At 72.6% G+C, this 25,970-nt stretch carries 26 protein-coding genes; 14 read left to right on the plus strand and 12 right to left on the minus strand.

The window, feature by feature from the left end:
* Positions 1-31 precede the first annotated feature (31 nt).
* The 6 genes from ITJ59_RS12865 to ITJ59_RS12890 are packed head-to-tail and all read left to right on the plus strand — an operon-like array spanning position 32 to position 6,084.
* Positions 32-973 (plus strand): alpha/beta fold hydrolase, encoded by a 942-nt coding sequence (locus tag ITJ59_RS12865; protein ID WP_194651574.1) that lies wholly within the window; start codon positions 32-34, stop codon positions 971-973.
* Between the two features lie 58 nt (positions 974-1,031).
* Positions 1,032-2,585, plus strand: coding sequence for an ABC transporter substrate-binding protein (locus ITJ59_RS12870; protein WP_194651576.1), 1,554 nt, complete (start codon positions 1,032-1,034; stop codon positions 2,583-2,585).
* 28 nt (positions 2,586-2,613) lie between these two features.
* Positions 2,614-3,567, plus strand: a complete 954-nt coding sequence (locus ITJ59_RS12875; protein ID WP_194651578.1) for an ABC transporter permease — start codon at positions 2,614-2,616, stop codon at positions 3,565-3,567.
* Positions 3,564-4,451 (plus strand): ABC transporter permease, encoded by an 888-nt coding sequence (locus ITJ59_RS12880; protein WP_194651580.1) that lies wholly within the window; start codon positions 3,564-3,566, stop codon positions 4,449-4,451. The genes ITJ59_RS12875 and ITJ59_RS12880 overlap by 4 nt, the downstream gene beginning before the upstream one ends.
* Positions 4,448-5,305 (plus strand): ABC transporter ATP-binding protein, encoded by an 858-nt coding sequence (locus tag ITJ59_RS12885; protein ID WP_228511471.1) that lies wholly within the window; start codon positions 4,448-4,450, stop codon positions 5,303-5,305. The genes ITJ59_RS12880 and ITJ59_RS12885 overlap by 4 nt, the downstream gene beginning before the upstream one ends.
* The gene (locus tag ITJ59_RS12890; protein ID WP_228511532.1) at positions 5,299-6,084 is read left to right on the plus strand and encodes an ABC transporter ATP-binding protein; all 786 of its coding nucleotides are present in this window, start codon (positions 5,299-5,301) and stop codon (positions 6,082-6,084) included. Before ITJ59_RS12885 ends, ITJ59_RS12890 begins: the two co-directional genes overlap by 7 nt.
* A gap of 187 nt (positions 6,085-6,271) precedes the next feature.
* Here ITJ59_RS12890 and ITJ59_RS12895 read toward each other — a convergent pair whose 3' ends face one another.
* The 4 genes from ITJ59_RS12895 to ITJ59_RS12910 are packed head-to-tail and all read right to left on the minus strand — an operon-like array spanning position 6,272 to position 10,223.
* Positions 6,272-7,717, minus strand: coding sequence for an amidase (locus ITJ59_RS12895; protein WP_194651584.1), 1,446 nt, complete (start codon positions 7,715-7,717; stop codon positions 6,272-6,274).
* A 30-nt stretch (positions 7,718-7,747) separates the two neighbouring features.
* Complete coding sequence (gene aroQ / locus ITJ59_RS12900; RefSeq protein WP_194651586.1) at positions 7,748-8,395, minus strand: gamma subclass chorismate mutase AroQ; 648 nt, start codon at positions 8,393-8,395, stop codon at positions 7,748-7,750.
* A complete protein-coding gene (locus ITJ59_RS12905; RefSeq protein WP_194651588.1) occupies positions 8,392-8,580 on the minus strand; it encodes a hypothetical protein in 189 nt (62 codons plus the stop codon). The genes aroQ and ITJ59_RS12905 overlap by 4 nt, the downstream gene beginning before the upstream one ends.
* Complete coding sequence (locus ITJ59_RS12910; protein WP_194651590.1) at positions 8,577-10,223, minus strand: glycoside hydrolase domain-containing protein; 1,647 nt, start codon at positions 10,221-10,223, stop codon at positions 8,577-8,579. The genes ITJ59_RS12905 and ITJ59_RS12910 overlap by 4 nt, the downstream gene beginning before the upstream one ends.
* A 163-nt stretch (positions 10,224-10,386) precedes the next feature.
* On the opposite strand from ITJ59_RS12910, the gene ITJ59_RS12915 reads away from it, so the two are divergent.
* On the plus strand, positions 10,387-11,157 hold the full coding sequence (locus ITJ59_RS12915) for an Lsr2 dimerization domain-containing protein (protein ID WP_194651592.1): 771 nt from the start codon (positions 10,387-10,389) through the stop codon (positions 11,155-11,157).
* 16 nt (positions 11,158-11,173) lie between these two features.
* Here ITJ59_RS12915 and ITJ59_RS12920 read toward each other — a convergent pair whose 3' ends face one another.
* Positions 11,174-12,085, minus strand: a complete 912-nt coding sequence (locus ITJ59_RS12920; protein ID WP_194651594.1) for an NmrA family NAD(P)-binding protein — start codon at positions 12,083-12,085, stop codon at positions 11,174-11,176.
* A gap of 120 nt (positions 12,086-12,205) precedes the next feature.
* Between ITJ59_RS12920 and ITJ59_RS12925 the strand changes: the two genes are divergently transcribed.
* From ITJ59_RS12925 to ITJ59_RS12940, 4 genes are all read left to right on the plus strand, one after another.
* Entirely contained in the window at positions 12,206-12,508 is a 303-nt protein-coding gene (locus ITJ59_RS12925; RefSeq protein WP_194651596.1) for a hypothetical protein, read from the plus strand.
* Between the two features lie 160 nt (positions 12,509-12,668).
* A complete protein-coding gene (locus ITJ59_RS12930; RefSeq protein ID WP_194651598.1) occupies positions 12,669-14,333 on the plus strand; it encodes an ABC-F family ATP-binding cassette domain-containing protein in 1,665 nt (554 codons plus the stop codon).
* A gap of 28 nt (positions 14,334-14,361) precedes the next feature.
* On the plus strand, positions 14,362-15,276 hold the full coding sequence (locus ITJ59_RS12935) for a L,D-transpeptidase (RefSeq protein WP_194651600.1): 915 nt from the start codon (positions 14,362-14,364) through the stop codon (positions 15,274-15,276).
* Between the two features lie 11 nt (positions 15,277-15,287).
* A complete protein-coding gene (locus ITJ59_RS12940) occupies positions 15,288-16,049 on the plus strand; it encodes a 3-keto-5-aminohexanoate cleavage protein (protein ID WP_194651602.1) in 762 nt (253 codons plus the stop codon).
* On the opposite strand, the gene ITJ59_RS12945 is transcribed toward ITJ59_RS12940, so the two are convergent.
* Positions 16,046-16,570 carry a gluconokinase gene (locus ITJ59_RS12945; protein WP_194651604.1) on the minus strand — a complete coding sequence of 175 codons (525 nt, stop codon included), beginning with the start codon at positions 16,568-16,570 and terminating at the stop codon, positions 16,046-16,048. The genes ITJ59_RS12940 and ITJ59_RS12945 overlap by 4 nt on opposite strands.
* Positions 16,567-18,114 (minus strand): GntP family permease, encoded by a 1,548-nt coding sequence (locus tag ITJ59_RS12950; protein ID WP_228511472.1) that lies wholly within the window; start codon positions 18,112-18,114, stop codon positions 16,567-16,569. Before ITJ59_RS12950 ends, ITJ59_RS12945 begins: the two co-directional genes overlap by 4 nt.
* Before the next feature lie 205 nt (positions 18,115-18,319).
* Between ITJ59_RS12950 and ITJ59_RS12955 the strand changes: the two genes are divergently transcribed.
* On the plus strand, positions 18,320-19,018 hold the full coding sequence (locus ITJ59_RS12955; RefSeq protein ID WP_194651606.1) for a FadR/GntR family transcriptional regulator: 699 nt from the start codon (positions 18,320-18,322) through the stop codon (positions 19,016-19,018).
* 366 nt (positions 19,019-19,384) lie between these two features.
* Here the strand turns inward: ITJ59_RS12955 and ITJ59_RS12960 are convergent, their stop codons facing one another.
* The 5 genes from ITJ59_RS12960 to ITJ59_RS12980 all read right to left on the minus strand — a co-directional run bounded on the left by ITJ59_RS12960 (position 19,385) and on the right by ITJ59_RS12980 (position 22,790).
* A complete protein-coding gene (locus ITJ59_RS12960) occupies positions 19,385-19,987 on the minus strand; it encodes a GNAT family N-acetyltransferase (RefSeq protein ID WP_194651607.1) in 603 nt (200 codons plus the stop codon).
* 10 nt (positions 19,988-19,997) lie between these two features.
* Positions 19,998-20,684, minus strand: coding sequence for a uracil-DNA glycosylase (locus ITJ59_RS12965; RefSeq protein WP_194651609.1), 687 nt, complete (start codon positions 20,682-20,684; stop codon positions 19,998-20,000).
* Positions 20,685-20,686: 2 nt separating this feature from the next.
* On the minus strand, positions 20,687-21,406 hold the full coding sequence (locus tag ITJ59_RS12970; protein ID WP_194651611.1) for a Type 1 glutamine amidotransferase-like domain-containing protein: 720 nt from the start codon (positions 21,404-21,406) through the stop codon (positions 20,687-20,689).
* On the minus strand, positions 21,403-21,936 hold the full coding sequence (locus tag ITJ59_RS12975) for a phosphoribosyltransferase (protein WP_228511473.1): 534 nt from the start codon (positions 21,934-21,936) through the stop codon (positions 21,403-21,405). The genes ITJ59_RS12970 and ITJ59_RS12975 overlap by 4 nt, the downstream gene beginning before the upstream one ends.
* 80 nt (positions 21,937-22,016) lie before the next feature.
* Entirely contained in the window at positions 22,017-22,790 is a 774-nt protein-coding gene (locus ITJ59_RS12980) for an SDR family oxidoreductase (RefSeq protein WP_194651613.1), read from the minus strand.
* A 123-nt stretch (positions 22,791-22,913) separates the two neighbouring features.
* Between ITJ59_RS12980 and ITJ59_RS12985 the strand changes: the two genes are divergently transcribed.
* A complete protein-coding gene (locus ITJ59_RS12985; protein WP_194651615.1) occupies positions 22,914-24,005 on the plus strand; it encodes an acyltransferase family protein in 1,092 nt (363 codons plus the stop codon).
* Between the two features lie 371 nt (positions 24,006-24,376).
* On the plus strand, positions 24,377-25,708 hold the full coding sequence (locus ITJ59_RS12990; RefSeq protein ID WP_194651617.1) for a bifunctional o-acetylhomoserine/o-acetylserine sulfhydrylase: 1,332 nt from the start codon (positions 24,377-24,379) through the stop codon (positions 25,706-25,708).
* Positions 25,709-25,970 lie beyond the last annotated feature (262 nt).

Here is a 25,970-nt window from a genome sequence, read left to right on the forward strand (position 1 = left end):
CCAGACCCCCGGACGGTGCGAGGATCGTCCCGTGTCCGATGCCCCCGACGACGAATTCGCAGATCTGACCGCCCTCGCCCGCGCGAGCGGCGTGCCGGAGCCGCTCCGCGCCTCCAGGCAGGTGGTCCGCACCGACGACGGGCAGGAGACGTCCGCCATCCGGTGGGGAGACCGGGAGGCCCGGATCACCTACCTGCACGGGCTCGGCATCGACGCCCACAGTTTCGACCAGACCGCGCTCGCCGTCGGCGAGCCGGCGGTCGCCCTCGACCTGCCCGGGCACGGCCGGTCGTCGTGGCGGGACGACGCAGACTACGGGGCGTCCGTGACGGCGCCGACCGTGCTCGCGGCCCTCGACGCCCTGCAGGTGCCACCGGGGATCGTCGTCGGGCACTCCCTCGGAGCGATCCTGGCGGCACGGCTCGCTGCCACGGCTCCGGAGCGGGTGACCGGGCTCGTGCTCGTCGACATGTCGCCGGACTTCGCGCAGCGGGCGGTCGACCGGATCGCCCGCGCACTCGAGGCCGAGGAACCGTTCGCCACGCTCGACCAGGTCGTCGACCGGGCCATCGAGGCACGCGTCGGTGACGACCGGCACGTGCTGCTGCGTGAGGCGCGACACACCACCAGGCTCGGTGCCGACGGCACGCTCGTGCGCCGCCACCACTTCCCGCACCTGCCCGCAGGACGCACGTCGTCGGTGGGGCGCTTCGCCGATGCCTGGCCGGACCTCGAGGCCCTGCGGGTGCCGATCCTGCTCGTCCGTGGCGACCGCGGGTACGTCTCCCCGAAGCTGCACGCCGCGTTCGCCGAACGCCTGCCAGAGGCCGAGATCGTCACGGTGACCGCACGGCACGCGGTGCAGAACCAGGCACCCCTCGAACTGGCCACGGCGATCCGGGCATGGGCGGGACGTCACGGTTTGTTGCACCGGATCGAAGAACCGACCGCGGACGACACCGGCCGCCGGTAACCTCGTGCGAGCGCGAGCACTGACCATCGCCCTCGCGCCCGGAAGGAACCCACCCCCCATGAGTCCACTCCTGCCCCGTCGCACCGCTCGGGCTGCGCGCACCACGCGCGCCGGGCGTGCCGTCCTCGCCGCGACCGCGGTCGCCGTCGTCTCCGCGCTCGCGCTGACCGGGTGCGCCGGGTCCTCGAACGAGAACGGCGGCGCCGACGCCACCGTGCGCGTCGGCCTGGTGCTCGAACCGACGAGCCTCGACATCCGCACGCAGTCCGGTGCAGCGCTCGACCAGGTGCTCATCGACAACGTGTACCAGGGGCTGGTCGGACGGACCGCCGACGGCGACGTCCGCGACGTGCTGGCCGCGAAGCACGAGGTCTCCGACGACGGCCTGACCTACACGTTCACGCTCCGCGACGGCATCACCTTCCAGGACGGCAAGGACGTCACCGCGGCCGACGTCGTTTGGTCGCTCGAGCAGGTCAAGTCGAACGAGACCTACGTCGACTCCGCCAAGCTCGCCGGCGTGACCTCGATCACGTCCCCGTCGACCGGTGTGGTCGAGCTCAAGTTGGCGAAGCCCGACTCGGACCTGCTCTGGAACCTGACCGGCCGCTCCGGCCTGGTGCTCGAGAAGGCGGCGACGAACGACCTGTCCGACACCGCCAACGGCACCGGCCCGTACGAGGTCGCGAGCTGGAAGCAGGGCGACTCGCTCACCTTCGACCGCAACGACGACTACTGGGGCACGAAGGCGAAGGTGTCCAAGATCGTCTTCCGGTACATCACCGACCCCTCCACCGCCGTCAACGCCATGGCGAACGGCGACCTCGACGTCCTCAACCCGGTCGACGGCACGCTGAAGAGCCAGCTCTCGGGCAACGCCGACATCGCGCTGCACTCCGGCAAGACGACCGACAAGTACACGCTCGCGTTCAACGACCAGAAGGCGCCGTTCACCGACAAGCGGGTGCGCCAGGCGATCCGGCAGGCGATCGACCCGAAGGCCCTCATCAAGGCCATCGGCGGCACGGGTGTCGAGCAGGGCGGTCCGATCCCGGAGCTCGACCCCGGGTACCAGGACCTGACCGACATCGACGCGTACGACCCGGACAACGCGAAGCGGCTCCTCGCCGCCGCCGGGCAAGAGGACCTCAAGCTCACGCTGACCTACGCGAACATCTACCCGGCGACCATCGGCGACGTGCTGAAGTCGCAGCTCGCCGACGTCGGGATCACCCTGACCGTCAAGCGCGTCGACTTCGCGACCTGGCTGTCCACGGTGTTCCAGGCCCCGAAGTCGGGCGAGCGCGACTTCGACCTGTCGATGGTGGACCACGTCGAGGCGCGCGACTTCGGCAACTGGGCGAACCCGGAGTACTACTTCGGGTACGACAACGCCGAGGTGCAGTCGCTGTACGCCGAATCGATCGCAGCCACGGACGAAGACGCGAAGGTCGACGCTCTGCAGAAGGCCGCGAAGATCGTCAGCGAGGACGCCGCCGGCGAGTGGCTGTACACGGCGACCGCGATCACCGCGGTGCGCAGCGGCGTCACGGGGTTCCCGGTCGACGGCGGCAACTCGCGCCTCGACCTGTCGAAGCTCGCCGTCAAGTGAGACGACCCGCGCCCGGAGCTCCGAGCACGTGACCCGGTTCCTCATCGGGCGGGTGCTCCTGCTCGCCGTCGGCCTGCTCGTCGCGAGCGTCATCGTCTTCGCGACCCTGCGCGTGCTGCCCGGCGACGTCGCCCAGGTCGTCGCCGGCACCCAGTCGACGCCGGCGCAGATCGAACAGCTCCGGCAGCAGCTCGGACTCGACCGCCCGGTGATCGTGCAGTACCTCGACTGGATCGGCGGCGTGTTCCGCGGCGACCTCGGCCGGTCCCTCGTCACCGGCGGACCGGTCGCGCCGGAGATCGTGCAGAAGCTCGGCGTCACGCTGCCGCTCGCAGGCATGTCGCTCGTCGCTGCGCTCGTCATCGGGGTCCCCCTCGGTGTCGTCGCAGCCGTCCTGCGCCGTCGACCGGGTGGCGCCGTGATCGGGTTCGTGGCGCAGGCCGTGGCGGCCGTGCCGGTCGTCTGGGCCGGGATGCTGCTCGTCGCGCTGTTCGCCGTCACGCTGCACTGGCTGCCGACGCAGGGCTTCCCCCTCGACGGGTGGTCGGCACCGGGGCGGGCGTTCTCGTCGCTCGTGCTGCCGGCGCTCACGATCGGTGCGGTCGAGGGCGCCGTCATCCTGCGCTTCACGCGGTCGGCGACGCTGTCCGTCCTCGACGCCGACCACGTCCGGACGGCCGCCGCCATCGGACTGACCCGCACGCAGGCGCTGCTCCGGCACGGGCTGCCGTCGGTCGCGCTCACCGTCCTCGCCGTGCTCGGGGTGCAGATCGCCGGTCTGCTGGTCGGGGCCGTCATCGTCGAGCAGCTGTTCTCGCTGCCGGGGGTCGGCCGGATGCTCGTGACCGACGTGGGCCGCCGCGACATCACCAAGGTGCAGTCCGAGCTGCTCGTGCTCACCGGGCTCGTCCTGCTGGTGGGCTTCGCCGTCGACGTGGTGCACCGCACCCTCGACCCACGCCAACGCGAGGTGTCCGAGTGATCCGCCGGTTGCTGTCCCGCCCCACCGGGGTCTTCGCCGTCGTCGTGCTCGGCCTGCTCGTGGTGCTCGCCGCGGTGTCGCTGGTGTGGACGCCCCAGGACCCGTTCCGCGCCGACCCGTTCCACCAGTGGGAGGGGCCGAGTGCCGCGCACTGGTTCGGCACCGACGCCGCCGGCCGCGACATCGCGAGCTACCTGCTCGCCGGCACCCGCACCACCGTGCTCGTCGCCGTCGGTTCCGGGGCCATCGCCAGCGTGGTCGGCATCGTCCTGACGGCCGTCGGTTCGCTCACCGCCCGCTGGGTCCGCGAGGGCACGGCCGTCCTGCTCGACATCCTGGTGGCGTTCCCGACCCTGCTCACCGCGATGCTCCTCACCGCGATCTTCGGCGGCTCGCTCGGCGTCGTGATCGTCAGCGTCGGGCTGTCGTTCGGCGTGACGATCGCCCGCGTCGCCCGCGGCGAGATCCGCCGCATCGCCCGGAGCGACTACGTCACCGCGGCACGGGCCTCGGGCGTGGGCGGCGGCGGGGTCCTGTTCCGCCACCTGGTGCCGAACGCGGCCCCGCTGTTCACCGTGCAGCTCTCGCTCGCGATGGCCACCGCGGTCCTCGCCGAGGCCGGCCTGTCCTACCTGGGCTACGGCGCCGGATCCGGCACGGCGTCGTGGGGCAGCCTGCTGTCCGACCTGCAGACCTACATCGGCGTGCACCCGTGGAGCGCCACCTGGCCGGGGGCTGCGATCGCGCTGGTCGTCGCGGCGCTCTCGTTGCTCGGCGACGCGGTGCGCGACGCCACCGACCCGCGCCTGACCACGAACGACCGCGCAGCGGGCGACGGCCGCCGGCCGGACGGGGCCACGACCACCCCGGGGGTGACGGCATGACGGACCGCAGCCAAACCGACCGCCCCGACCGCACCGGCAGCGGCAGCAGCGCAGCCGGCCACACGTCCGCCGCAGCCGGCGGCCTCGAGGTGGTGGGGCTATCCGTCCGCATCACGGGGCGGACGATCCTCGACGACGTGACGTTCACCGTGCCTCCCGGCCAGCGCCTGGGCGTGATCGGCGCCTCTGGATCCGGCAAGTCCATGACCTCGCTCGCACTGATGGGCCTGGAGCCCGCCGGCGCGACCGTCACCGGCAGCATCCGCCTGGACGGCACCGAACTGGTCGGTCTCCCCGAGCGCGAGCGTGCGAAGCACCGCGGATCGGGCATCGGCATGGTGTTCCAGGAGCCCGGCACCGCCCTCGACCCGCTGCGCCGCGTCGGCGCGCAGATCGCGGAGCCCCTGCGGCTGCACCGCGGACTCGACCGTCGGGCGGCACGCGCCGCGGCGGCCACCCTGGCGGCGGACGTCGGGCTGCCGGACCCGGACTCGCTGCTGCGGCAGTACCCGCACCAGCTGTCCGGCGGGCAGCGACAGCGGATCTGCATCGCGATGGCGATGGCCGGGCAGCCCGCCTACCTGGTCGCCGACGAGCCGACCACGGCGCTCGACGTCACGACCGAGGCACGGATCCTCGAGCTCTTCGAAGGGCTGTCGGCCGGCATGGTCTTCGTCACGCACGACCTCGCCGTGCTCGCGCGGATCGCCGACACCGCCGTCGTGCTCGACGGTGGGCGGGTCGTCGAGCAGGGGACGGTCGCGCAGCTGCTCGCCGCGCCGCAGCACCCCGCCACCGTCGCGCTCGTCGATGCCGCGCGCGCCACCACCCGTCGTGCAGGGGGAGCCTGGTGACCGCCGTCCTCGACGGGGTCGGGCTGCACCGCACCTACCGACTCCCCCGCCGCGGGCCCTTCGAGCCCGGCCCGGTCCGCACCGCCGTCGACGGCGTCGACCTGACGGTCGCCCCCGGCCAGCGGCTCGGGATCGTCGGCGAATCCGGATCCGGCAAGTCCACCCTGGTGCGGCTGCTCGCCGGCCTGGAGGCGCCTTCCGCCGGTTCCGTGACCGCCTCCGGCCGTCCGGTGGTGGCGTCCGGGTCCGCAGCCGCGATGCGCTGGTTCCGTCGCGAGACCGGGGTGGTGTTCCAGGACCCGTACGCGTCGCTCGACCCGCGGATGCGCGTCGGCGCGATCGTCGCCGAACCGCTGCGGGCGCTCCGGATCGACGGGGACCACCGGGCGCTGGTGCGCGACGTGCTGGAGCGGGTCGACCTGCCCGCGGACGTCGTCGACCGGTACCCGCACGAGTTCTCCGGCGGGCAGCGGCAACGGATCGCGATCGCCCGGGCCGTGGTGCACGGACCGCGGATCCTGTTCGGGGACGAGCCGATGAGCGCCCTCGACGTGGTGGTCCGGGCGCGGGTGATCGACCTGTTCCGCTCGCTCGCCGACGACCTCGGGCTGACCCTGGTGCTGGTGTCGCACGACATCGGTGTGGTGCAGCGGCTGTGCGACACCGTGGCCGTGATGTCGGCGGGGCGCGTGGTGGAGCACGGGCCGGTGTCGTTGCTCGATGCGCCGGTGCACCCGGTGACGCGGGCGTTGGTTGCGGCGGCGCCGACGCTGCCGTAGGGGCGCGGGGTGGCGGGGCGGGGGGCTCCGACTCGGAACGACTACCTCGACGTCGCACGACATCGGGAGTGTCGTCCCGCGTCGTCCACAACAGTTGCACGCGCGCGCCTGCGACTTGATCGACGTCGTAGGACGACGATGGTGTCGTTCCGCATCGGCCCGCACAGGCGGTCAGGCGGTCAGGCGGTCAGGCGGTCCAGGCAGCCGGGTGCCGGCGCTGCCACCGCAGCCGACGCTCGAGCTGGGCCCCGATCGCGAGCAGGACGCGCTCGCCCCCGGGTCGCCCGATCAACTGGACGCCCATCGGCAGGCCGCCGCCGTCCGGGTGGTCCTCGGCGGTGACCCCGACGGGCAGGGTGATCGCCGGCAGCCCCGCCACGTTCGCCATTGACGTCCACGGCGAGTACGCGCACTGGCGGCGGAAGTCCTCGTCCGGGTCGTCGCCGTACCAGCCGATCGGCCGCGGGGTCAGGGCGAGCGTCGGCGTCAGGACGGCGTCGAACCGGTCGAACGCTCCGATGAGCGTCGCCGAGAAGGCGTCGAGGGTGGTCATCGCGTCGAGCACCTGCGTGCCGGTGAGCCGCTGGCCGCGTGACACGAGCCACGACACCAGCGGCGTGAGTGCGGACAGGTCGATGCCGGGGACCATCGGCAGCCGTGCCGCAGAGCTCTCCCACGCCACCCGGAACGCGTCGGCGTAGGGAACGCGGGGCATCGAGACGTCCTCGACGCCGTGTCCGACCTCGCCGAGCGCCCGCACCGTGGTCTCGACGGCGGCACGCGCCGCGGGGTCGACCACGACGTCGACGGTGTCGTCCCACGGGGAGCCGTCGAGCAGTCCGACGACGAACCGACCCTCGCCGCGGACGGCCGCCGCGGTGAACGGCCCCGCATCCACGTCCGGGGTGACCAGGGCGTACGGCGAGGGTTCCGGCAGCCCGGTCGGGGCCACGAGCGCATCGAGCAGCATGCCCGCGTCCGCGACGGACCGGGTCAGCGGCCCGGCGACGGACAGCCCGCCGACACCGGAGCGGCCGGGCATCGACGGCACGCGGCCGCGACTCGGCTTCAGGCCGACGAGTCCGGTCGCAGCGGCGGGGATCCGGACCGATCCCCCGCCGTCGGACCCGATCGCCGCGGGCAACAGACCGGCCGCGACGGCGACCGCAGCCCCGCTGGACGACCCACCCGGCGCGCGGGTCGTGTCGTACGGGTTCCGCGTCACGCCGAACCGGGTCTCCGACGACGAGGACATGCCGAACTCGGGCGACGCGGTCTTGCCGAGACTCACCGTGCCGGCGGCGTCGAGCGCTGCGACGAGCGGGTGGTCGGCTCCGGCAGGGCGCACCGGCAGGCTCGCGGTGCCGCTGCGCGTGGGGACCCCGGCGCGGTCGTAGAGGTCCTTGTCGGCGGACGGGAGGCCCCACAACGGTCTCGACGTCGGCACCAGGTGTCCGAGACGGTCGGCTCTCGTGCGCGCTGCGTCCGCCGTGACCGTCACGAACGCGCCGAGACCGGGGTCGAGCCGCTCGATGCGGGCGAGGTAGTGCTCGGTCACCTCGAGCGCGGTCGCCTCCCCCCGGCGGATCCAGTCCCAGAGTTCCTGCGCGGCGAGGTGGTGGAGTTCGAACACGGTTCCGAGCCTACGGGTGGCGCCGCCGGGTCAGCCGCCGCAGAAGGTGTTCCACGCCACGTGCATCGCCTTCCGCTGCAGGGAGTCGAGGCCCGGGGAGAGGCGGTCCCGTTCCGCGTCGATGAGGTGCGAGCAGTGCGTGACGGTCGGCGTGGACTGCACGGAGCCGAGTGCCGTGACCATCGCCGAGTCGATCTCGTCCAGTTGCGGGCGGATCGTGCTGAGGTCCGGCGCCGTCGTCGGTGCGGTCCAGGGGTTGTGCGTCCACTGGTTGAGGCGTCCGCGCTGCACGACCTTGCTGGCCGCGATCTGGGCGCGCAGCATCCGTGTGACGAACGCGGGGTCGATGCCGCGTTGGTCGGCGAGCGCGACCGCTGCGTCCACCACGGCCTGCTCGCGGGCCGGGTCGGCGACGGGCTTGCCGCTGAGCCACTTGGACTGCGCGACGGGGTCGGCGAGTTCGAGCCGCCGGCGCACCAGGTCTCCGACGGTGTCGAGCTGCGCGGCCGTGTGCGCGGCGGGCACAGGGTCGTGCGAGCGGATCATCGTGGAACCTGTCGATTCGGAGGAGCTGGGCGCTGGGTCGGCGTGGGCGGCCGGTGCCACCACGGCGCTGCACGACAGCAGTGCCGCGGCGGCGAGCAGGACGGAAAGAGTGCGGTGGCGGGTCGTGTTCACTGCGGGTGGTCCTTCCTGAACCGAGAACGGAGATGCTGGGTCATGCGTCGGAGGACGGGTACGACGACCTCGTCGTAGAACGGGTACACGTCGAGGTGGTCCTGGTCGTGGTCGCAGGAGCACTCGACTTCGACGGCCTCCTCGAAGTTCGGGAAGACGTACCGCACCCGGTGTGGCACGCTCATGCCGTCAGGGTGACGCCGGGGTCGCGTCCGGAGACCACGACCGCATCGATCTCGACGGTGCCGTCACCGGTGCCGGCAGTGCGCCCCTGGATCTGGTCGAACGCCCAGTTGTCGGGCAGCGGCTGCAGGGTGTTCCCGGTCCATCCGGTCGACATCCCGGCGACGTACGAGCAGTGGGCCAGACCGGCGTGGCTGACCGTCGCGCAGACCAGACGCGATCCGTAGACACCCGCCTTGTACTCGTCGCCGCGGTCGGCCAGCCCCTGGGCCACGCCGCGGAAGTACGGGATGAGGAGCGATGCCGCCTGGTCGGCGGTCGCGTCGAAGTCGGCGGCGAAGTAGATCGTGGTCTGCTTCGGCAGTCCCAGACGGCGCGCGGCGTCGTGGGCGCGGTGCGCGTCGGCGATGCCCTGCTGGCGGGTGAACCACGACGCCGCGAAGCCGCCCTCCTCGAAGATCGGCCACAGCCCGATGCCGGCGGACCGCATCGTGTCGAGCTCCGATCGGGTCAGCGCCTTGTCGAGTGCGCCGGGGGTCTGGTGGTTCGTCAGGTACCGACCGACGATCGTGACGCCGGCGTCGCGTACGGCAGCCGCCCGCGCTGCGTCGAGTCGCTTCGCGGTGTCGGCGCCGGTCGTCGGGCGGTCCGCGTCACCGCAGCTCGCGATCAGTGCGGCCCAGGTCCCGAAGTCGCAGACCCCGGTCCGCTCCGACCGGGGGAACGCCTGGAACTGCTGGAAAGCGCGCACCGCCGCGGCATCGGCGGCCGAGAACACGGCGTCGAGGACGACCCGCCGCCGGTTCAGGACGAGCAGTCCCGTGACCAGTTCCACCCACGGACCGGTCGCGCCCTGCCCGACGACACTCGCCTGGGCCGCTCGGAGCGCTCCGGCCGATGCCGGCCCCCAGCTGCCGTCGACCGTGGCGGCGCCGGAGGCGATCTGCACGGCGCGGACGGCGGCGCGACCCGTGCTCGCGTCGACGAGGCCGCTCGTGCTGCCGTAGGCACCTGCGTCGGTCTCGGCGTAGGTGCGGTTCAGGGACTGCTGGACCGCACGGACGGCCGGATCTCCCCCGGCAGCGAGCGCGATCGGGTCCACCGTCAGGAGCGCCCCGAAGAGCTGCGGAGACAGCGTCGGGCCGGCCGGCGCGGCACCGAGCCCGGTCCGGAGCGCCTGGACGGCCCGCAGGGTCTGGTCGTCCCACTTCCCGGTCAGCGCGACGGCGTCGAACCCCTTGCACAGCAACCCGGCCTGGGCGAGCCGACACCAGGTCGCTGCGTCCGCTCCGTGTTCGGCGCCGACGGCACCGTGCCGGTGCAGTCCCTGTCGCGTCGCCGCGCCGACCGCGGGGACGACCGGGGTGATGCCGAGCAGCGACTGCACGGCCTGGACGACCCCGTTGACCGTGCCCGCTCCGGTGACTCCGTCCTCGTCGACGTGCACCCAACCGTCCAGGTGCCCGAAGGTCGTGTTGAGCCACCGTTGCACGCCGAGCACACCCGTTGCGGCGTCGGGTCCCGGCTGCCCGGACGGGTCGGTGGCGGTCGGCGTCCCTGCCTCTGCAGGTGCTGCGAGCGTGGTGGCGAGGAGCGGACCGATGGCGGCGATGCCGAGGACCGCTGCCCGGCGCGAGATCTGCACGAGTGTTCCCTTCGAGGAGCCGACGAGGATGAGAGCACGGTGCCCGGCGAAGTTGCGGGTCGACCTGGATTCCTCAGACGATCGTCTGATAAACCCCTCAGTGGCGTCCTATGCTGGGTGTCGAGGCGCCCGCGGAGTCCGGCGCGGACGAACACGGGAGCACATGAACGAGCGAGACACGGCGATCCCCGTCACCCGGCAGGCAATCGTCGAGGCGGCTGGCGAGCAGTTCGGCAAGGACGGCTACGAGGGATCGTCCTTCAGTCGGATCGCCGAGGCGATGGGACGACCGAAGTCCGCGATCGGCTACCACCTGTTCCCGTCGAAGCTCGCGCTCGCCACGGCGGTCATCGAGCACCAGCAGCACCGGTGGAACCGCATCGACGACGCCATCCCGTTCCCGGCCGGCATCGACCACCTCGTCGCCCTGCTCCTGACCGCCGGGCTGGACGCACGGGCCTGCCCCGTGGCGCACGGTGCGATCCGGTTGCTCCGCGAGTTCGCCCAGAGCGGCGCCGCTCGCCCCCGGGGCTTCGACTGGGGGCAGATGGTGCTCCGGCACCTCCGGGCAGCGGCGGACGCGGGCGAGATCGATGCCGGACGCGTCTCGGCCGCGTCGGCGAGCATGGCGTTGAACGCCACCTTCGGTCTCGTCGACGGCACACGAACGGTGCCGGACGACCAGCTCGAGACCCAGCTGAAGGCACTGTGGGCACCGCTGCTGACGTCGTTCGGCCTGCGCGACGCCACGGAGCGCATCGCCGGCATCGGCCCGCAGGAGGTGCCGCCCGTCCACGACCGGGGCGCCGAGGAACCGCAGCAGCGTCCGGACCCGACGACGGTCCGCACCTGGGCAACGGCGAACGGGTACGAGGTCGCAGAACGCGGCCGGATCAGCCGCACGGTGCTCGACGCGTACACCGCGGCGAACTGACCGGATCCGGAGCCGGTCAGACGCCCAGGTGGGTGGCGAGCACGTCGCGGACACTCGTCCACTCGTGGGGCCCGTAGCGATCGTCGTTGACGTGGTGGAGCTCGGCCTCGCCGCTGAACATGCTCACGAAGTACTGCATGCCCTGCCACGCCGGGAACGGCTCGGCGTCGCCCTGCTTCGACAGGCGGCGGCCGACACCGGCCATCGCCGACAGGGTGCCGGTGGTGCCCGCCCACTGCAGCCGGAAGCGCTTGCCGGTCAGTCGTGACATCGTGTCGGCGATCGACCGTGCCGTGACGCGGTCACCGGCGACCTCGACCACGCGGGGTGCGTCCGCGTCGAGTGCGACGAGCGCCGTCACGCGCGCGACGTCGTCCTTCGTGGTGAAGTCGAGCACCTGGTCGGCCGACGACCAGTAGAGCACCCGCTGGCGGTCGAACAGGATCAGCGGCGCCTGGCCGGTCAGCATGTCCGTGAACGCGCCGTTCAGCACCGAGGTCGCACGGATCGGTGCGGCGTCGAGCGTGGCGGCGAACTCGCGCCGGAGCTCGAAGTTGCGGTTCGAGCCGGGGCTGATCGAGCGGTAGTCGGCGGCGTAGTCCGAGGGGATGAACCGCGGGACGCCGGCCTCGACGGCTGCGGTGAGCAGGGCGCGCTGGGCGTCGACGATCACGGCGCGGGTGCCGCTGACCGCGGAGACGACGACGTCGACCCCGGCGAGCGCCGCGACCAGGGCGGGTGCGTCCGTGTAGGCCGCGGTGACGACGTCGACGCGGTCCTCGTCGGCGAAACGACGGTGTGCTGTGCTCGGCGTCTCGGTGCTCGGGCGGGTGAGGACGCGGACGCGGGTGTCGTGCTGCAGGAGCTCGCGGACGATGCGTCCGCCGAGGTCTCCGGTGGCGCCGGCGACGAGGACGGTGGTGGTCATGGCGGCCACGGTACGGGTGCGAGGAGTGTGCGGGCACAGGTGCGCGGGCGCCGGTGCGGCGGCACCAATGAGACGGCAACGGTGCGGTGGCGACGGATCCGCTGGCCCTATCCTGCGGTGGTGGACACGACTCTCCCCTCCGGCACGACGAAGCGCCGGATCGAACTCCGACTCGCCCGCCCCCTGCTCACCTGGTTCGCCCGTCCGACCGTCACGATCGACGGGGTCGGCCACCCGGCGCAGTGGGGCACCGGCACGTGGGCGGTCGCCGACGACGGTGACACCGTGGTGGGCGTGTACCTGTACAACCGCGCGTGGCGCTTCGGTTCGGCCACGGCGACCGTCGGCGACGCCGAGGTGCTCGAGTACCGGGCGGGCGTGTTGCCGCTCGGCGCCGGCCGGCTCGCGGTTCCCCGCAGCTGACCCTCGCGCGCACGGTGCGGCTTCCGTGATCCGGTGCGTGCTTGCGCACACCGTGCCCACCTGCTGCACCGCACCGAGCGTGCACCCCCTCACCAACGCACGAAACGCGCACCGTGCGGCGACGGCGGGTCGGTCGCCCGCCGCGTGGGACGATGGGCGCATGACCGCCACGCTCGTCGCCAAGGGCCTGTCCGGCGGGTACGCCGCACGCACGCTGTTCGACTCCCTCGACCTCACGGTGGCACCGGGCGACGTGATCGGCGTCGTCGGCGTGAACGGCGCCGGCAAGTCCACCCTGCTCCGGCTGCTGGCCGGCGTCGACGAGCCCCTCGCCGGCACGGTGTCACTGGCACCGACCGACGCGTTCGTCGGGTGGCTCCCCCAGGAGCACGAGCGGATCGCAGGCGAGACCGTCGCCGCGTACATCGCCCGCCGGACCGGCTCGGCCGAAGCGACCGAGGCCATGGACGCCGCGGCCGCCGCACTCGGTGCCCCGGACTCCGGCGACGCCGCGGCCGATCGCTACTCGACGGCACTCGACCGGTGGCTCGCCGCCGGCGCCGCCGACCTGGACGACCGCATCCCCGCCGTGCTGGCCGACCTCGGGCTCGAGGTCGGCGCCGACGACGACGGCGTCGGACCGGACTCGCTCATGACCGCGTTGTCCGGCGGGCAGGCCGCTCGGGTCGGGCTCGCCGCACTCTTGCTCTCGCGGTTCGACATCGTCCTGCTCGACGAGCCCACCAACGACCTCGACCTGGACGGGCTGGACCGACTCGAGGGGTTCGTCCGGGGCCTGCGCGGCGGGGTCGTGCTCGTCAGCCACGACCGGGAGTTCCTCGCACGCTCGGTGACGAGCGTGCTCGAGCTCGACCTGGCGCAGTCGTCGAACCGGCTGTTCGGCGGCGGCTACGACTCGTTCCTCGAGGAGCGCGAGATCGCCCGTCAGCACAAGCGCGACGCGTACGACGACTACGCCTCCACCAAGGCCGACCTGGTCTCCCGTGCCCGGACGCAGCGCGAGTGGTCGAGCCAGGGCGTGCGCAACGCGATGAAGAAGGCTCCGGACAACGACAAGATCCGGCGCAAGGCCGCTTCGGAGTCGAGCGAGAAGCAGGCGCAGAAGGTCCGGCAGATGGAGTCCCGCATCGCGCGGCTCGACGAGGTCGAGGAGCCCCGCAAGGAGTGGCAGCTCGAGTTCACGATCGGCAGCGCGCCCCGGTCGTCGGCGGTCGTGGCCACCCTGTCCGACGCCACCTTCTCGCAGGGCGACTTCACGCTCGGCCCGGTGTCGCTGCAGGTCGACGGCGGTGACCGCATCGGCATCACCGGGCCGAACGGCGCCGGCAAGTCGACGCTGCTCCGGGCACTGCTCGGCAAGCAGGCGCCGACGACGGGCACGGCGTCGCTCGGGTCGAGCGTCGCCGTCGGTGAGGTCGACCAGGCCCGCGCGGCCTTCACCGGCGACCAGTCCCTCGCCGCGGCGTTCGAGGCGATCGTCCCCGAGTACACGACCGCCGACGTCCGGACGCTGCTCGCGAAGTTCGGGCTGAAGGCGGACCACGTCGGACGACCCGCGTCGGCGCTCTCCCCCGGCGAACGCACCCGAGCGGGCCTCGCGCTGCTGCAGGCCCGCGGGGTGAACGTGCTCGTGCTCGACGAGCCGACGAACCACCTCGACCTGGTGGCGATCGAGCAGTTGGAACAGGCGCTCGAGTCCTACGACGGGACCCTGTTGCTCGTCACGCACGACCGGCGCATGCTGGAGACCGTTCGCCTCGACCGGCAGTGGCACGTCGACGCCGGCCGGGTCACCGAGCGCTGACCGACACCGCGAGCACAGGGGGATGTCGATGCGACGCAGGGCCTGGATCGCCGTGGTCGGGGGTGCGGCGGCGCTCGCCGTGGCGGCAGCCGTCGTCGTGGGGGTGACCGCCGATCGTCCGGACGCCGACCCGACACGCGCTGCTCGGGCCGCTCCGACCGCGACGCCGACGCCGACCCCCACCCCGACGCTCGCGGCCGTCCCCCGGGCGCCGTCGGCCGCCACCCTCGCCGCACTGCCGTTGGCGTTCCACGACGGCGTCGTCCCCGAACTGCTCGACGGCGGGGACGTCCGCCCCACGGACACCTGGCAGATCGCCACCCCGCGGCACGACCTCGTGGCCCTGTACGCCAGCCCGTCGAGCCGTGCCCGCCCGGTGGCGACGCTGTCCCACCGGGTGTCGACGATCGACCTGCCCGCCGCCACCGCGGTCTGGGGCCGGTCGCCGGGCGTCGACGGCGGCATGCTCCTCGTGTCCACCCCGGCACGGAACCGCACGCCGGGTGACGGCGGCGATCCGGACGCGCCGAGCGCCACGTTCGCCTGGGCCCGGGCCGCGGACTTCACCGTCGCCGACACCGACCGGATGATCCGCGTCGACGTCGCCGCGAGCACGGTGTCGGTCGTCACCCGGAGCGGCCAGGTCACCGCGACCGAGGGGGCCCGGCTCGGCACTCCCGAGGACCCAACGCCATCGGACACCGCCACCTACGTCGAGGCGGCGTACGTCGACACCCGCGTGACCTACACGCAGGGCAACCCGATCATCCTGACCGGCGCGCACTCGTCGCGGATCCCGTCGTACGGCGGCAACGCGGCACTGACGGCGCTGCACTACTACCCCGACCCGACCGGCAGCTCGCACGGCTGCGTCCGGATCTCCGCGGAGATGACCCGCACCCTGGCCGCGCTGCCGGTCGGCACCCCCATCCGGTTCAGCTGAGGAGCGACGACGTGCCCGACCTGCAACTCGCCCTGAACGGCGACACCACCCACCCGGCGATGCCGCGCACACCGGACGAGATCGCCCGCGACGCGGCAGCCTGCGTGGCGGCGGGCGCGACGTTGCTCCACCTGCACGCGTTCGACGACGACGGCGTCGAGTCGCTCGCCGCCGGACCGGTCGGGCGGATGCTCCGTGCCGTGCGGGCCGCGTGCCCGGGGATCCCGCTCAACGTGACGACGTTCGCGGCGATCGTGCCCGACCCGCGCGAGCGTCTGGCGCTCGTGTCCTCGTGGACGGAACTGCCCGACCTGATCGCGGCGAACCAAGGCGAGGACGGGATCGACGAGGTCACCGCCGTGCTCGCTCGTCGCGGCGTCGGGGTCGAGGCGTGCGTGCTGAGCACCGACGACGCCGAGCGGTTCGTCCGGAAGGGCGGCCACGACCGGTTCGTCCGTCTCGTCGTCGAGCCACTCGTGGACGACGTCGACGACGCGCTCGCGCTCGATGCCGAGATGGAGTCGGTCATCGCCGCCGCCGGGGTCCGGCTCCCCCAGCTGCACCACGGCATCGGTGCGGCCTCGTGGCAGGTGAGCCGCCGGGCCCTCGCGCGTGGCCACGCGATCCGCACCGGGCTCGAGGACACGAGCGTGCTCGAGGACGGCACGACGGTGACGTCGAACGCGCAGCTCGCCGCCGCTGCAGCGCAACTGGTGTCCGAAGCCAGCCGCGCCGGCACCGGATCCGACTCGACTCCGGCAGCAGCTGGCTAGCGGCCGCCGAGCCCGAGCCGCTCGACGACCTCGGCACTCTCCTCCTCCGGAGTCCGGTCGGCCGCGATCGTCAGGTGCGCCTCGTCGTCCTGCGGCGGCTCGAGCGTCGCGAGCTGGGACTGCAACAGCGACGTCGGCATGAAGTGCCCGGACCGCTGCGACATGCGCTGTTCGATCAGCGCACCGTCACCGGCGACGTGCACGAACACCACCCCGGGGGCCCGCAGCACGTCGCGGTAGGACCGCTTCAGCGCCGAGCAGGTCACGACACCGTGTGTGCCGGCGTCGAGGTGCCCGCGGATCCAGCCGGCGACGACGTCGAGCCACGGCCAGCGGTCCTCGTCGGTCAGTGGCGTGCCGGCGTGCATCTTGTCGACGTTCGCCTGCGGGTGCATGGCGTCGCCCTCGGCGAACTCCCACCCGAGCTGCTCGGCGACCATCGCGGCGACGGTCGACTTGCCCGAACCGGAGACCCCCATGACCACCAGGACACGCGCATCCAGAGCGGAGTCGCCGCTCATCGGATGAACACCCCGGCCAGCAGCACGCCGAGCAGACCGAGCACCGAGATGAGGCACTCGAGCACCGTCCACGTCTTGAACGTCTGCCCCACGGTGGTGCCCAGGTAGCCCTTCACCAGCCAGAACCCGGCGTCGTTCACGTGCGACAGGAACACCGAGCCCGCACCGATCGCCAGCACGAGCAGCGACGTCACCGGCGTGGACAGGTCCGCGGCGATCGGGGCCATGATGCCCGCGGCGGTGACGGTGGCGACCGTGGCGGAACCGGTGGCGACGCGCACCAGGGCCGACACGACCCAGGCGACGAGCAGCACCGAGACGCCGGAGTCCTTCACGGCGTCGGCGATCACGCCGCCGATGCCCGTGTCGATGAGCACCTGCTTGAACCCACCGCCGGCACCGACGATGAGCAGGACCCCGGCGACCGGGGGCAGGGCGCTCTCGAGCGACTTCGCCACGGCGGAGCGGTCCATGCCGCCGCCGATCGCGAAGAAGACCATCGCGTAGATCGCAGCGATGCCGATCGCGATCATCGGCGACCCGAGGAAGTCGAGCAGGCTCACCCACGAGCCGGCCGCGTCCGGCATCGTCGCCTCGCGGATGGCCTGGGCGAGCATGAGGACGACGGGCAGCAGGATGCCGACGAGCGCGACGGTGAAGGACGGGCTGCGGGGCTCGCTGATGACGCGCGTGAAGTCGCTCTTCCCGTTGGGGAGGGACGCGGTGTCCTGCGTGGCGGAGCCGCGCCGTGCCTCCCGTCCGCCCGAAGCGGGGTCCTGCGGACCGGACGCCGACCCGGAGTCCGACCCACGCGACCCGAACAGGTCGGGGGCGGGGATGTCGACCCAGCGGGCGGCGAACTGCGCGAAGACCGGACCGGCCAGGATGACGACCGGGATCGCCAGCACGATGCCGAAGGCGAGCGTGGTGCCGAGGTTCGCGCCGACGGTCGAGATGGCGACGAGCGGGCCGGGGTGTGGCGGGACGAAGGCGTGCATCGTCGACAGGCCGACCAGGGCGGGCACGGCGATCTTCATGATCGGCACGGAACTGCGCTTGGCGACGAGCACGATGATCGGGATGAGGAGCACGAGGCCGACCTCGAAGAACATCGGCAGACCGATCAGTGCCCCGATCAGGGCCATCGTCCACGGCAGTGCCGCCTTCGACGACCTGCGGACGAGGGTGTCCACCACGCGGTCGGCGGCACCCGAGTCGACGAGCATCTTGCCGAACATCGAGCCGAGACCGACCAGGATGCCGACGCTCGTCATCGTCGCGCCGAAGCCGTTGCCGAAGCTCACGACCGCCTTGTCCGGCGCGAGCCCCGCACCGATCCCGACGCCGAGGGCACCGATCACGAGCGCGATGAACGGGTGGACCTTGAGCCAGGTGATGAGCGCGATGATCACGACGATGCCGACCAGGGCCGCGATGATCAGCTGCGGGATCGGACCGGACGGGTCGACTGTCTCGGTGCCACTGCCCTCGGCCGCGAGGACCGCGACGGGGTGGGCGAGCGCGTGGACTGGAGCGTGAGGCATCGGTGCCCCTTCCTGGAGCCGCTGCCGCGCGGCTCCGTCGCCTTGGTGTCGAGGACGGCTGGCGCTGCACGAGCCGATCCTCAATAATCTGATTAATCAGACTATACGACGATCTGCCGCGCGCCATCCGCTCTCCGTCGCAGTCTGCCGTTTCGATGGGACCGACGTCACGCCGACTGCGCGACCCGTACTGCATGGAGGAACGATGCCCCCGGCCCGAGGACTCCACGCCCACGTGCTCGACACCCTCGGGCAGCGCATCGTCGACGGCGCGATCGACCCCGGCACGGTCGTCCGACCGGAGGCCGTGGCCCAGGAGTTCGGTGTGTCCCGGTCGGTCGTGCGCGAGGCGCTCCGCGTGCTGCAGTCCCTCGGACTCGTCGAACCCCGGCAGCGCGTCGGCACGCAGGTGCTCGGGATCGGGTCGTGGGAACTGCTCGCGCCGACCGTCATCCGGTGGCGCGGCGCGTCGCCCGCCTACTTCGTGCAGCAGCGAGAACTGCTCGAACTGCGGCTCGGTGTGGAGCCCGTCGCGGCATCGCTGACCGCCGGCGGATCCGGCGCCGCAGCGGTCGCGCTGGCCGCCGGCGACATGCTCGACGCCTGCGGGCGCGAGGACAGCCGCGCCTACCTCGAGGCCGACGTCCGGTTCCACCGCGCCCTGCTCGCCGGGTCCGGCAACGCCGTGTTCGCGCACTTCGCCGGCACCGTCGAGGCGCTGCTGCGCACCCGCACCTCGGAGTCGCGGGACACGATCACGCGTTGGACGCGCGAGGCGGCGCTCCGGCACGAGGCCGTCGGGCGCGCGCTGGTGGCGGGTGACGGGGCCGCCGCGGCGGCCGCGACCACGGCGCTCGTGCGGATCACGCACGACGAGTTCACCGCCGAGGCGCCGCGCGGTTGACCGGGGCCGGGCCCGGGGCTGGGCCGGGTCCGGCCCGCTGCCGGGCCCGGCCCGCTGCCCGGGCGACACGCCGCAGGCGGTTCGCCCGGGTCGCACGACACGCCGCTGGCGGGTCGCCGCGGTTCCACGACACGGTGTCGGCGCGCGTCGAGGTGCCGAGATCTCGGAACCTCACGCGCCTGAGACGCGACCCACCGACGGACGGGAGGCCCGGGGACACGCCGCCACGGGCCTCCCGTCCGACCCGAGCCGGCCTGACGACACGCCACGCGTCGTCCGTCCAGGTCGCGTGACACGCTGTGCACCGCTGCCGCGGTGCGCAGATCTCGGAACCTCGGCGGCGCACGCCGGGCGCGCCGAACGCCGCTACTTGCGCGCGAAGAGCCGGGGGCCGCGCAACCGCAGCCGCATCGTCACCGTGCCGAGCCACCGGTCGTACTTGTAGCCGACCTTGCCCATCCGGCCGACCTCCTCGAAGCCGAGCCGCTCGTGCAGGCGGATCGAGGCCTCGGCCTGGCGGTCGGCGATGACCGCGACGACCTCACGGACCCCGGCGGCGCGGCACTCGTCGAGCAGCGCCTCCATGAGCGCACGCCCAAGCCCCTTGCCGCCGGACGCGGCACCGAGGTAGATCGAGTCCTCGACCACGCGGTTCGACCGGTCACGCGGGTTCCAGGCGTCCACCAGGGCGTAGCCGAGGATCTGCCCAGCCGGGTTCTCGGCCACCAGGAAGGGCAGCTGGCGTTTCCGGATGTCGTCGTAGCGCTGCTTCCACCGGGCGAAGGTGAACGCCGACGGGTCGAAGGTCACCGACGAGTTGCGGACGTAGTGCGTGTGGATCTCACGCACGTCGGGCAGGTCACTCGCCTCGGCCGCACGGATCCGGTACTCGAACGCGGTCTCGCTCGCCGGACGGGCACGCAGGTGTCGCGGCAGGATCCGCCGTCGCTGGTATTCCTCCTCGAGCACGGACCCGAGCCTACTGAGCGGGCAGCGACCAGTCGACCGGCGCCGCACCCTGTTCCTGCAGCAGGGCGTTGACCTGCGAGAACGGACGGCTGCCGAAGAACCCCCGCGACGCGCTCAACGGGCTCGGATGGGCCGACGCCACCACCGGGGTGTCGCCGAGCAGCGGCCGGACCGACGCGGCCTGCGCGCCCCAGAGCACGGCGACGAGCGGGGTCGCCCGGGCGACGAGCGCGCGGACGGCCTGGTCGGTGACGGCCTCCCACCCCTTGCCGCGGTGGCTGCCAGCGTCACCCGCACGCACCGTGAGCACCCGGTTGAGCAGCAGGACGCCCTGGTCCGACCAGGCGCGGAGGTCACCGTGCGCGGGCGGGGTCACGCCGACGTCGGCGGCGAGCTCCTTGTAGATGTTCGCCAGGCTGCGTGGCACCGGACGGACCGCGGGGTCGACGGCGAACGACAGCCCGATCGGGTTGCCCGGTGTCGGGTACGGGTCCTGGCCGACGACGAGCACCTTCACGGCGTCGAAGGGTGTGGTGAACGCCCGCAGCACGTCCGCGCCGGCAGGCAGGTACGGGCGTCCGGACGCGGTCTCGTCGCGGAGCCAGGCACCCATGCGATGCACGTCGGCTTCCACGGGGGCGAGCGCCGTCGCCCAGCCGGGGTCGACCAGGTCGGCGAGCGGCCGCGGCTCGACCACGGCTACGCGCCCATCGTGGCGACGGACACCGACTCCTCGCCGGCCATGACCCGCCAGACGCTGCCGGTGCCGCGGACCTCGAGCGCGCCCTCGCCGACGACCAGGGCGGTGTCCTCGTCGATCGCCAGACCGGCGGTGACGAACTCGGCCTCGGCGCTCGCGATCAGTCGCGCGAGGGTGCCGGCCTGGACCGCGTGGACGTCGATGGTCAGGTCGACCAGACCGAGGCCCTCGCGGAGTTCGACCTCGTCGAGCCCTTCGGAGGCTGCTTCGGGGCAGATCTCGACGCCGCCGATGCGCCAGCCGCCCACGAGCGCGCGGTCAGCGGCGATCATCGCGCCGGCCGAGTAGCCCAGGTAGGGCAGGCCGTCGGCGACGAGCAGCCGGAGCTGGTCGACGAGCGGTGCGATGGCTCCGAGGTAGTCGGGGGTGACCCCGCCGCCGACGACGAGTGCGTCGACGTCACTCAGGACGGTGGTGTCGAACACCTGACCGGCCGCGACCTCGGTGACGACGACCTCGGCCGCGCGGGCGCCACCGAGCACCTCGGCGATGTCGGCGGTCGACGACGGACTGCCGCCGTCGGGGCCGGCCACGGAGAGCAGGGCGATGCGCGGGACCGTGCGGCCGACGGCGGCCGAGCGTGCGGTCGCCTCGGCGAGGAACGGGGCAGCGGCGTCCGAGGCGGCGAAGGGTCCGCCGCCGACGAGGTGGATGCTCACGACTCGGCCGTCACCGGTGCGAGGGCGCTCCAGGGGAACGTGATCCAGCCGTCGACCCGGCGCCACACGTGGTCGGGTTCGAGGACGGTGCCGGGCTTCGAGTACAGGCAAGCGCTGCGCACGTCGGCACCGGCGCCCGCGATGATGTCCACCACGAGGCGCAGGGTCCGGCCGGAGTCGGACACGTCGTCGACGACGAGGACGCGCTTGCCGGCCAGGCTCGGGGCGTCGAGCGCGGGTGCGAGCACGACGGGCTCGTCGAGGCGCTGCTCGACGTCGGTGTAGAACTCGACGTTGATCGAGCCGCACTCCTTGGTGCCGAGCGCGTAGGCCACGGCACCGGCGATGATCAGCCCACCGCGGGCGACGGCGACGACGACCTCGGGTTCGAAGCCGGAGGACAGCACGTCCTTCGCGAGTAGGCGAGCGGCGTCACCGAACTCCAGCCATCCGAGCACCTCGGGCCCGCTCGTCACGGTCACGGTCGACTGAGCCGGGGCCGTGGGCTCGGGTTCGCTGCTGATCGGCATCCGACCACGGTACCGGCAGGGACCCCGCGCCCGCGACCCGTGGCCACCGCCCGGGCGGTGCGCACGGGCGGCGCGTGGGATCAGCGCGGCGTGAGCGTCCCGCGAGCGAGCTTGTGCTGCGCCGACTGCGCGACCGGCCGGATCGTGATCAGGTCGAGGTTCACGTGCGCCGGCAGCTCCACCGCGTGCACGATCGCCTCGGCGACGTCGTCGGCCACGAGCGGCCCCGGCACGTCGTCGTAGACCGCTGCAGCCTTCTGCTCGTCGCCGCGGAACCGCGTGAGCGCGAACTCGTCGGTCTTCACCAGGCCGGGAGCGACCTCCACGACGCGGATCGGTTCGCCGTTCAGCTCGAGCCGGAGTGCGCCGACCAGGGCGTGCTCGGCGAACTTCGCGGCGTTGTAGCCGCCACCGTTCTCGTACGCCACGAAGCCGGCCGTGCTCGTGACGGTGACGATGTCCGCTCCCCCGCCCTGTCGGGCACGGTCCCGCAGGTGCGGCAGCAGCGCCGCGACGACCCGCTTCGTGCCGATCACGTTCACCTCGAACATGGCGCGCCAGTCGTCGACGTCCGAGTCCTCGACACTCGCCGAGCCGAACGCGCCGCCGGCGTTGTTCACGAGCACGTCCGCGCCGCCGAGCTCCGCGACACGGGCGGCGAGCGCCTCGACGTCGGCGGCGCTCGTGATGTCCGCGACCAGGATGTCCGCCCCGGTCTCCGCGGCGAGCGCCTCGAGCTTCGACGCGCGGCGGGCGACGGCGAGCACGTCCCAACCCCGCGACCGGAACAGCCGGACGGTGGCCGCCCCGATGCCCGAGCTCGCTCCGGTGACGACTGCGCGCCGTGCTGCCATGTGATCTGCCTCCTGCGTCGGTGACCAGGGCGCGTGACGGCCCGGCCCGACCACCGTACCGAGCGGGACCGTTCCCGCACCGCGCCGAGCCGTCCAGGTCACGATCCGGTAACGTGACCGACGATGACGACGGATGCCGCCCCTCCCGCCCCCTCGGCCCCGGCGACGCAGCTCGAACCCGGCCGGGCCCCGCGCCGTATCCCGATGTGGGACACGGCGCGCTTCGTCGCGGTGACCCTCGTCGTGATCGGCCACGCGATCCAGCGGCAGACGCCGGCGAGCGAACACGCCCTGGCGCTGTACACGTTCATCTACGCGTTCCACATGCCCGCGTTCGGCGTGATCAGCGGGTACTTCTCGTCGGCGGACACCCCGACGGCGAAGCGGATGCGCCGCACGATCACGGACATCGTCGTGCCGTACATCATCATGCAGACGATCTGGACCGTGGTGCAGGGCATCGTCGAGGGCGGCAAGGACTTCAACCCGACGCAGCCGACCTGGACCCTGTGGTTCCTGCTGGCCCTGGGCATCTTCAAGCTGATCCTCCCCTACCTGGCACAACTGCGGTGGCCGCTGTTCTGGGCCGTGGTGTTCAGCATCGGCGTCGGCTACTTCGACAACGTCGACTCCACGCTGTCGCTCTCGCGCGCGATCAGCCTGCTGCCGTTCTTCCTGCTCGGGTGGCAGGTCAAGCAGTGGGGGCTCTTCGACCGTTGGTACGAGGCCTCGCGCCGCACGGTGGTCCGGGTCCGCGTCACCGCCGCCGTGGTGTTCGCCGCATGGGCCGTGTCGTGCGCCGTCTGGATCCCGCAGTTCAAGGAGTTCGACCTGCACCACTGGTTCTTCTACGACGACTCGTACTCGGGTCTCGGCGAGGACGCCTGGTGGGCCGGTGCCGTCCGCTTCGGCCTGATGCTCCTCGCGACGCTGCTGACCGCGTCGTTCCTCGTGCTCATCCCCCGGAGGAACATCTGGCTCACGCAGTTCGGTGCGGCGACGATGTACGTGTACCTGCTGCACACGTTCGTGCTGTACCCGATCCGCGAGTCCGGCGTGCTGGCCGGCCCGCACTCCGCGTGGCCGTTCGTGCTGCTGATGGTCGTGATCGCCTGTGCGGTCAGCCTCTTCCTCGCCCAGCCGTTCGTCCGGCGCGGCATGCGCTGGTTGCTGGAACCGAAGGTCGACTGGCTGTTCCGTCGCGATCCGGCGTAGCGGTGCCCCCGCGCCCTCCCTCGCACCGTGCGAGGCCCGCCCGCGAACGGTGCGAGGTTCCGTCCGTGGTGCAGGGTGCGCAGGCGCGCACCGAGTATGGAACCTCGCACCACAGGTGACCTCGCACGGTGCGACCCGCGTCGCGCTCCGCGGACGGGAGGCCCGTGACGCGTCGGGCGCGCGCGTTACGTCCCGAGGCGGGTGCGGTGGTGCGGGCCCGGTCACCTGCGTACCGTGACATCCGACGCACAGCCGCATCCCCACCGGGCACGGCCGACCAGCCGCTGGCGCGTCTGCTCGGGACCGGCCGGCGTGGCCCCCTCGAGCTCACCCGAACTCATCACCCAGCCGCACCGGACAGGAGCACCAAGATGACCGAGCACGACGCCGCGCAGTGGCAGTTCGAGACCACGCAGGTCCACGCCGGCGCGCAGCCGGACCCGACCACGGGCGCCCGCGCCACGCCGATCTACAAGACGACCTCGTACGTGTTCGCGAACTCGGACGAGGCCCGTGACCTGTTCGCCCTGGCCAAGCCGGGCAACATCTACTCGCGGATCATGAACCCGACGAACGACGTCGTGGAGCAGCGCATCGCAGCGCTCGAGGGCGGCAGCGGCGCACTCCTCGTCGCCTCCGGCCAGGCGGCGGAGACGTACGCCGTGCTGAACATCGCGGGCGCGGGCGACCACATCGTCTCGTCGTCGTCGATCTACGGCGGCACGTACAACCTGTTCAAGTACACGCTGGCGAAGCTCGGCATCGAGACGACGTTCGTCGAGGACCAGGACGACCTCGAGGAGTGGCGCCGCGCGGTCCGCCCGAACACGAAGCTGTTCTTCGCCGAGACCATCGGCAACCCGAGGATCAACGTGCTCGACATCACCGGCGTGAGCGACGTCGCGCACGAGTCCGGGGTCCCGCTGATCGTCGACAACACGATCGCGACCCCGTACCTGATCCGTCCGTTCGAGCACGGCGCCGACATCGTGGTGCACTCGGCGACGAAGTTCCTCGGCGGGCACGGCACGGTCATCGGCGGCATCATCGTCGACGGCGGGAAGTTCGCCTGGTCGCAGCACCCGGACAAGTTCCCGGAGTTCAACACGCCCGACCCGTCGTACCACGGTGCGGTCTTCGCCGAGGCCGTCGGCAACGAGCTCGCCTACATCGTGAAGGCGCGGGTGCAGCTGCTCCGCGACCTCGGGGCGTCGAACTCGGCGGACACCGCGTTCACGCTGCTGCAGGGCATCGAGACCCTGTCGCTCCGCATCGAGCGACACGTGTCGAACGCGCAGGAGATCGCCGAGTGGCTCGACCAGCACCCCGACGTCGCCACCGTCGCCTACGCCGGGCTGCCGACGTCGCCCTGGTACGCCGCGGCGAACCGGTACGCGCCGAAGGGCGTCGGCGCGGTGCTGTCGTTCGAGCTCAAGGGCGGGGTGCCCGCGGGCAAGGCGTTCGTCGACGGCCTGCAGCTGTTCTCGCACCTGGCGAACATCGGTGACGTGCGCTCGCTCGTGATCCACCCGGCGTCGACCACGCACTCACAGCTCACGCCCGAGCAGCAGCTCACCACCGGGGTCACGCCGGGTCTGGTGCGGCTGTCGGTCGGCATCGAGAACATCGCGGACCTGAAGGCCGACCTCGAGGCCGGGCTCGCCGCGGCCCGTGCGGTCTCGCAGGAGGGGCAGCGCGCCTAGCCTTTCCTCGCCCGCGGCACCGACGCGGAACGACAAGGTCGACGTCGCACGACGTCGACCTTGTCGTCTCCCCGCCCGTGCAACAGTTGCCGACGCGGTGGTGCGACTTCCTCGATGTCGTAGGACGTCGACGTTGTCGCACCCGCCCACGCACCCGCCCAGGCGCCGACCCGCAGACGCCCGGCCAGGACGACGCGAGCGCGGCCCGGGACCCGGCCACGGGGCGGGCGTGACGTAACACGGCGGCGGTGACCCGCGCCTC

Origin of the sequence: Curtobacterium sp. VKM Ac-1393, assembly GCF_015350995.1 — a bacterium.
Lineage (GTDB): Bacteria > Actinomycetota > Actinomycetes > Actinomycetales > Microbacteriaceae > Curtobacterium.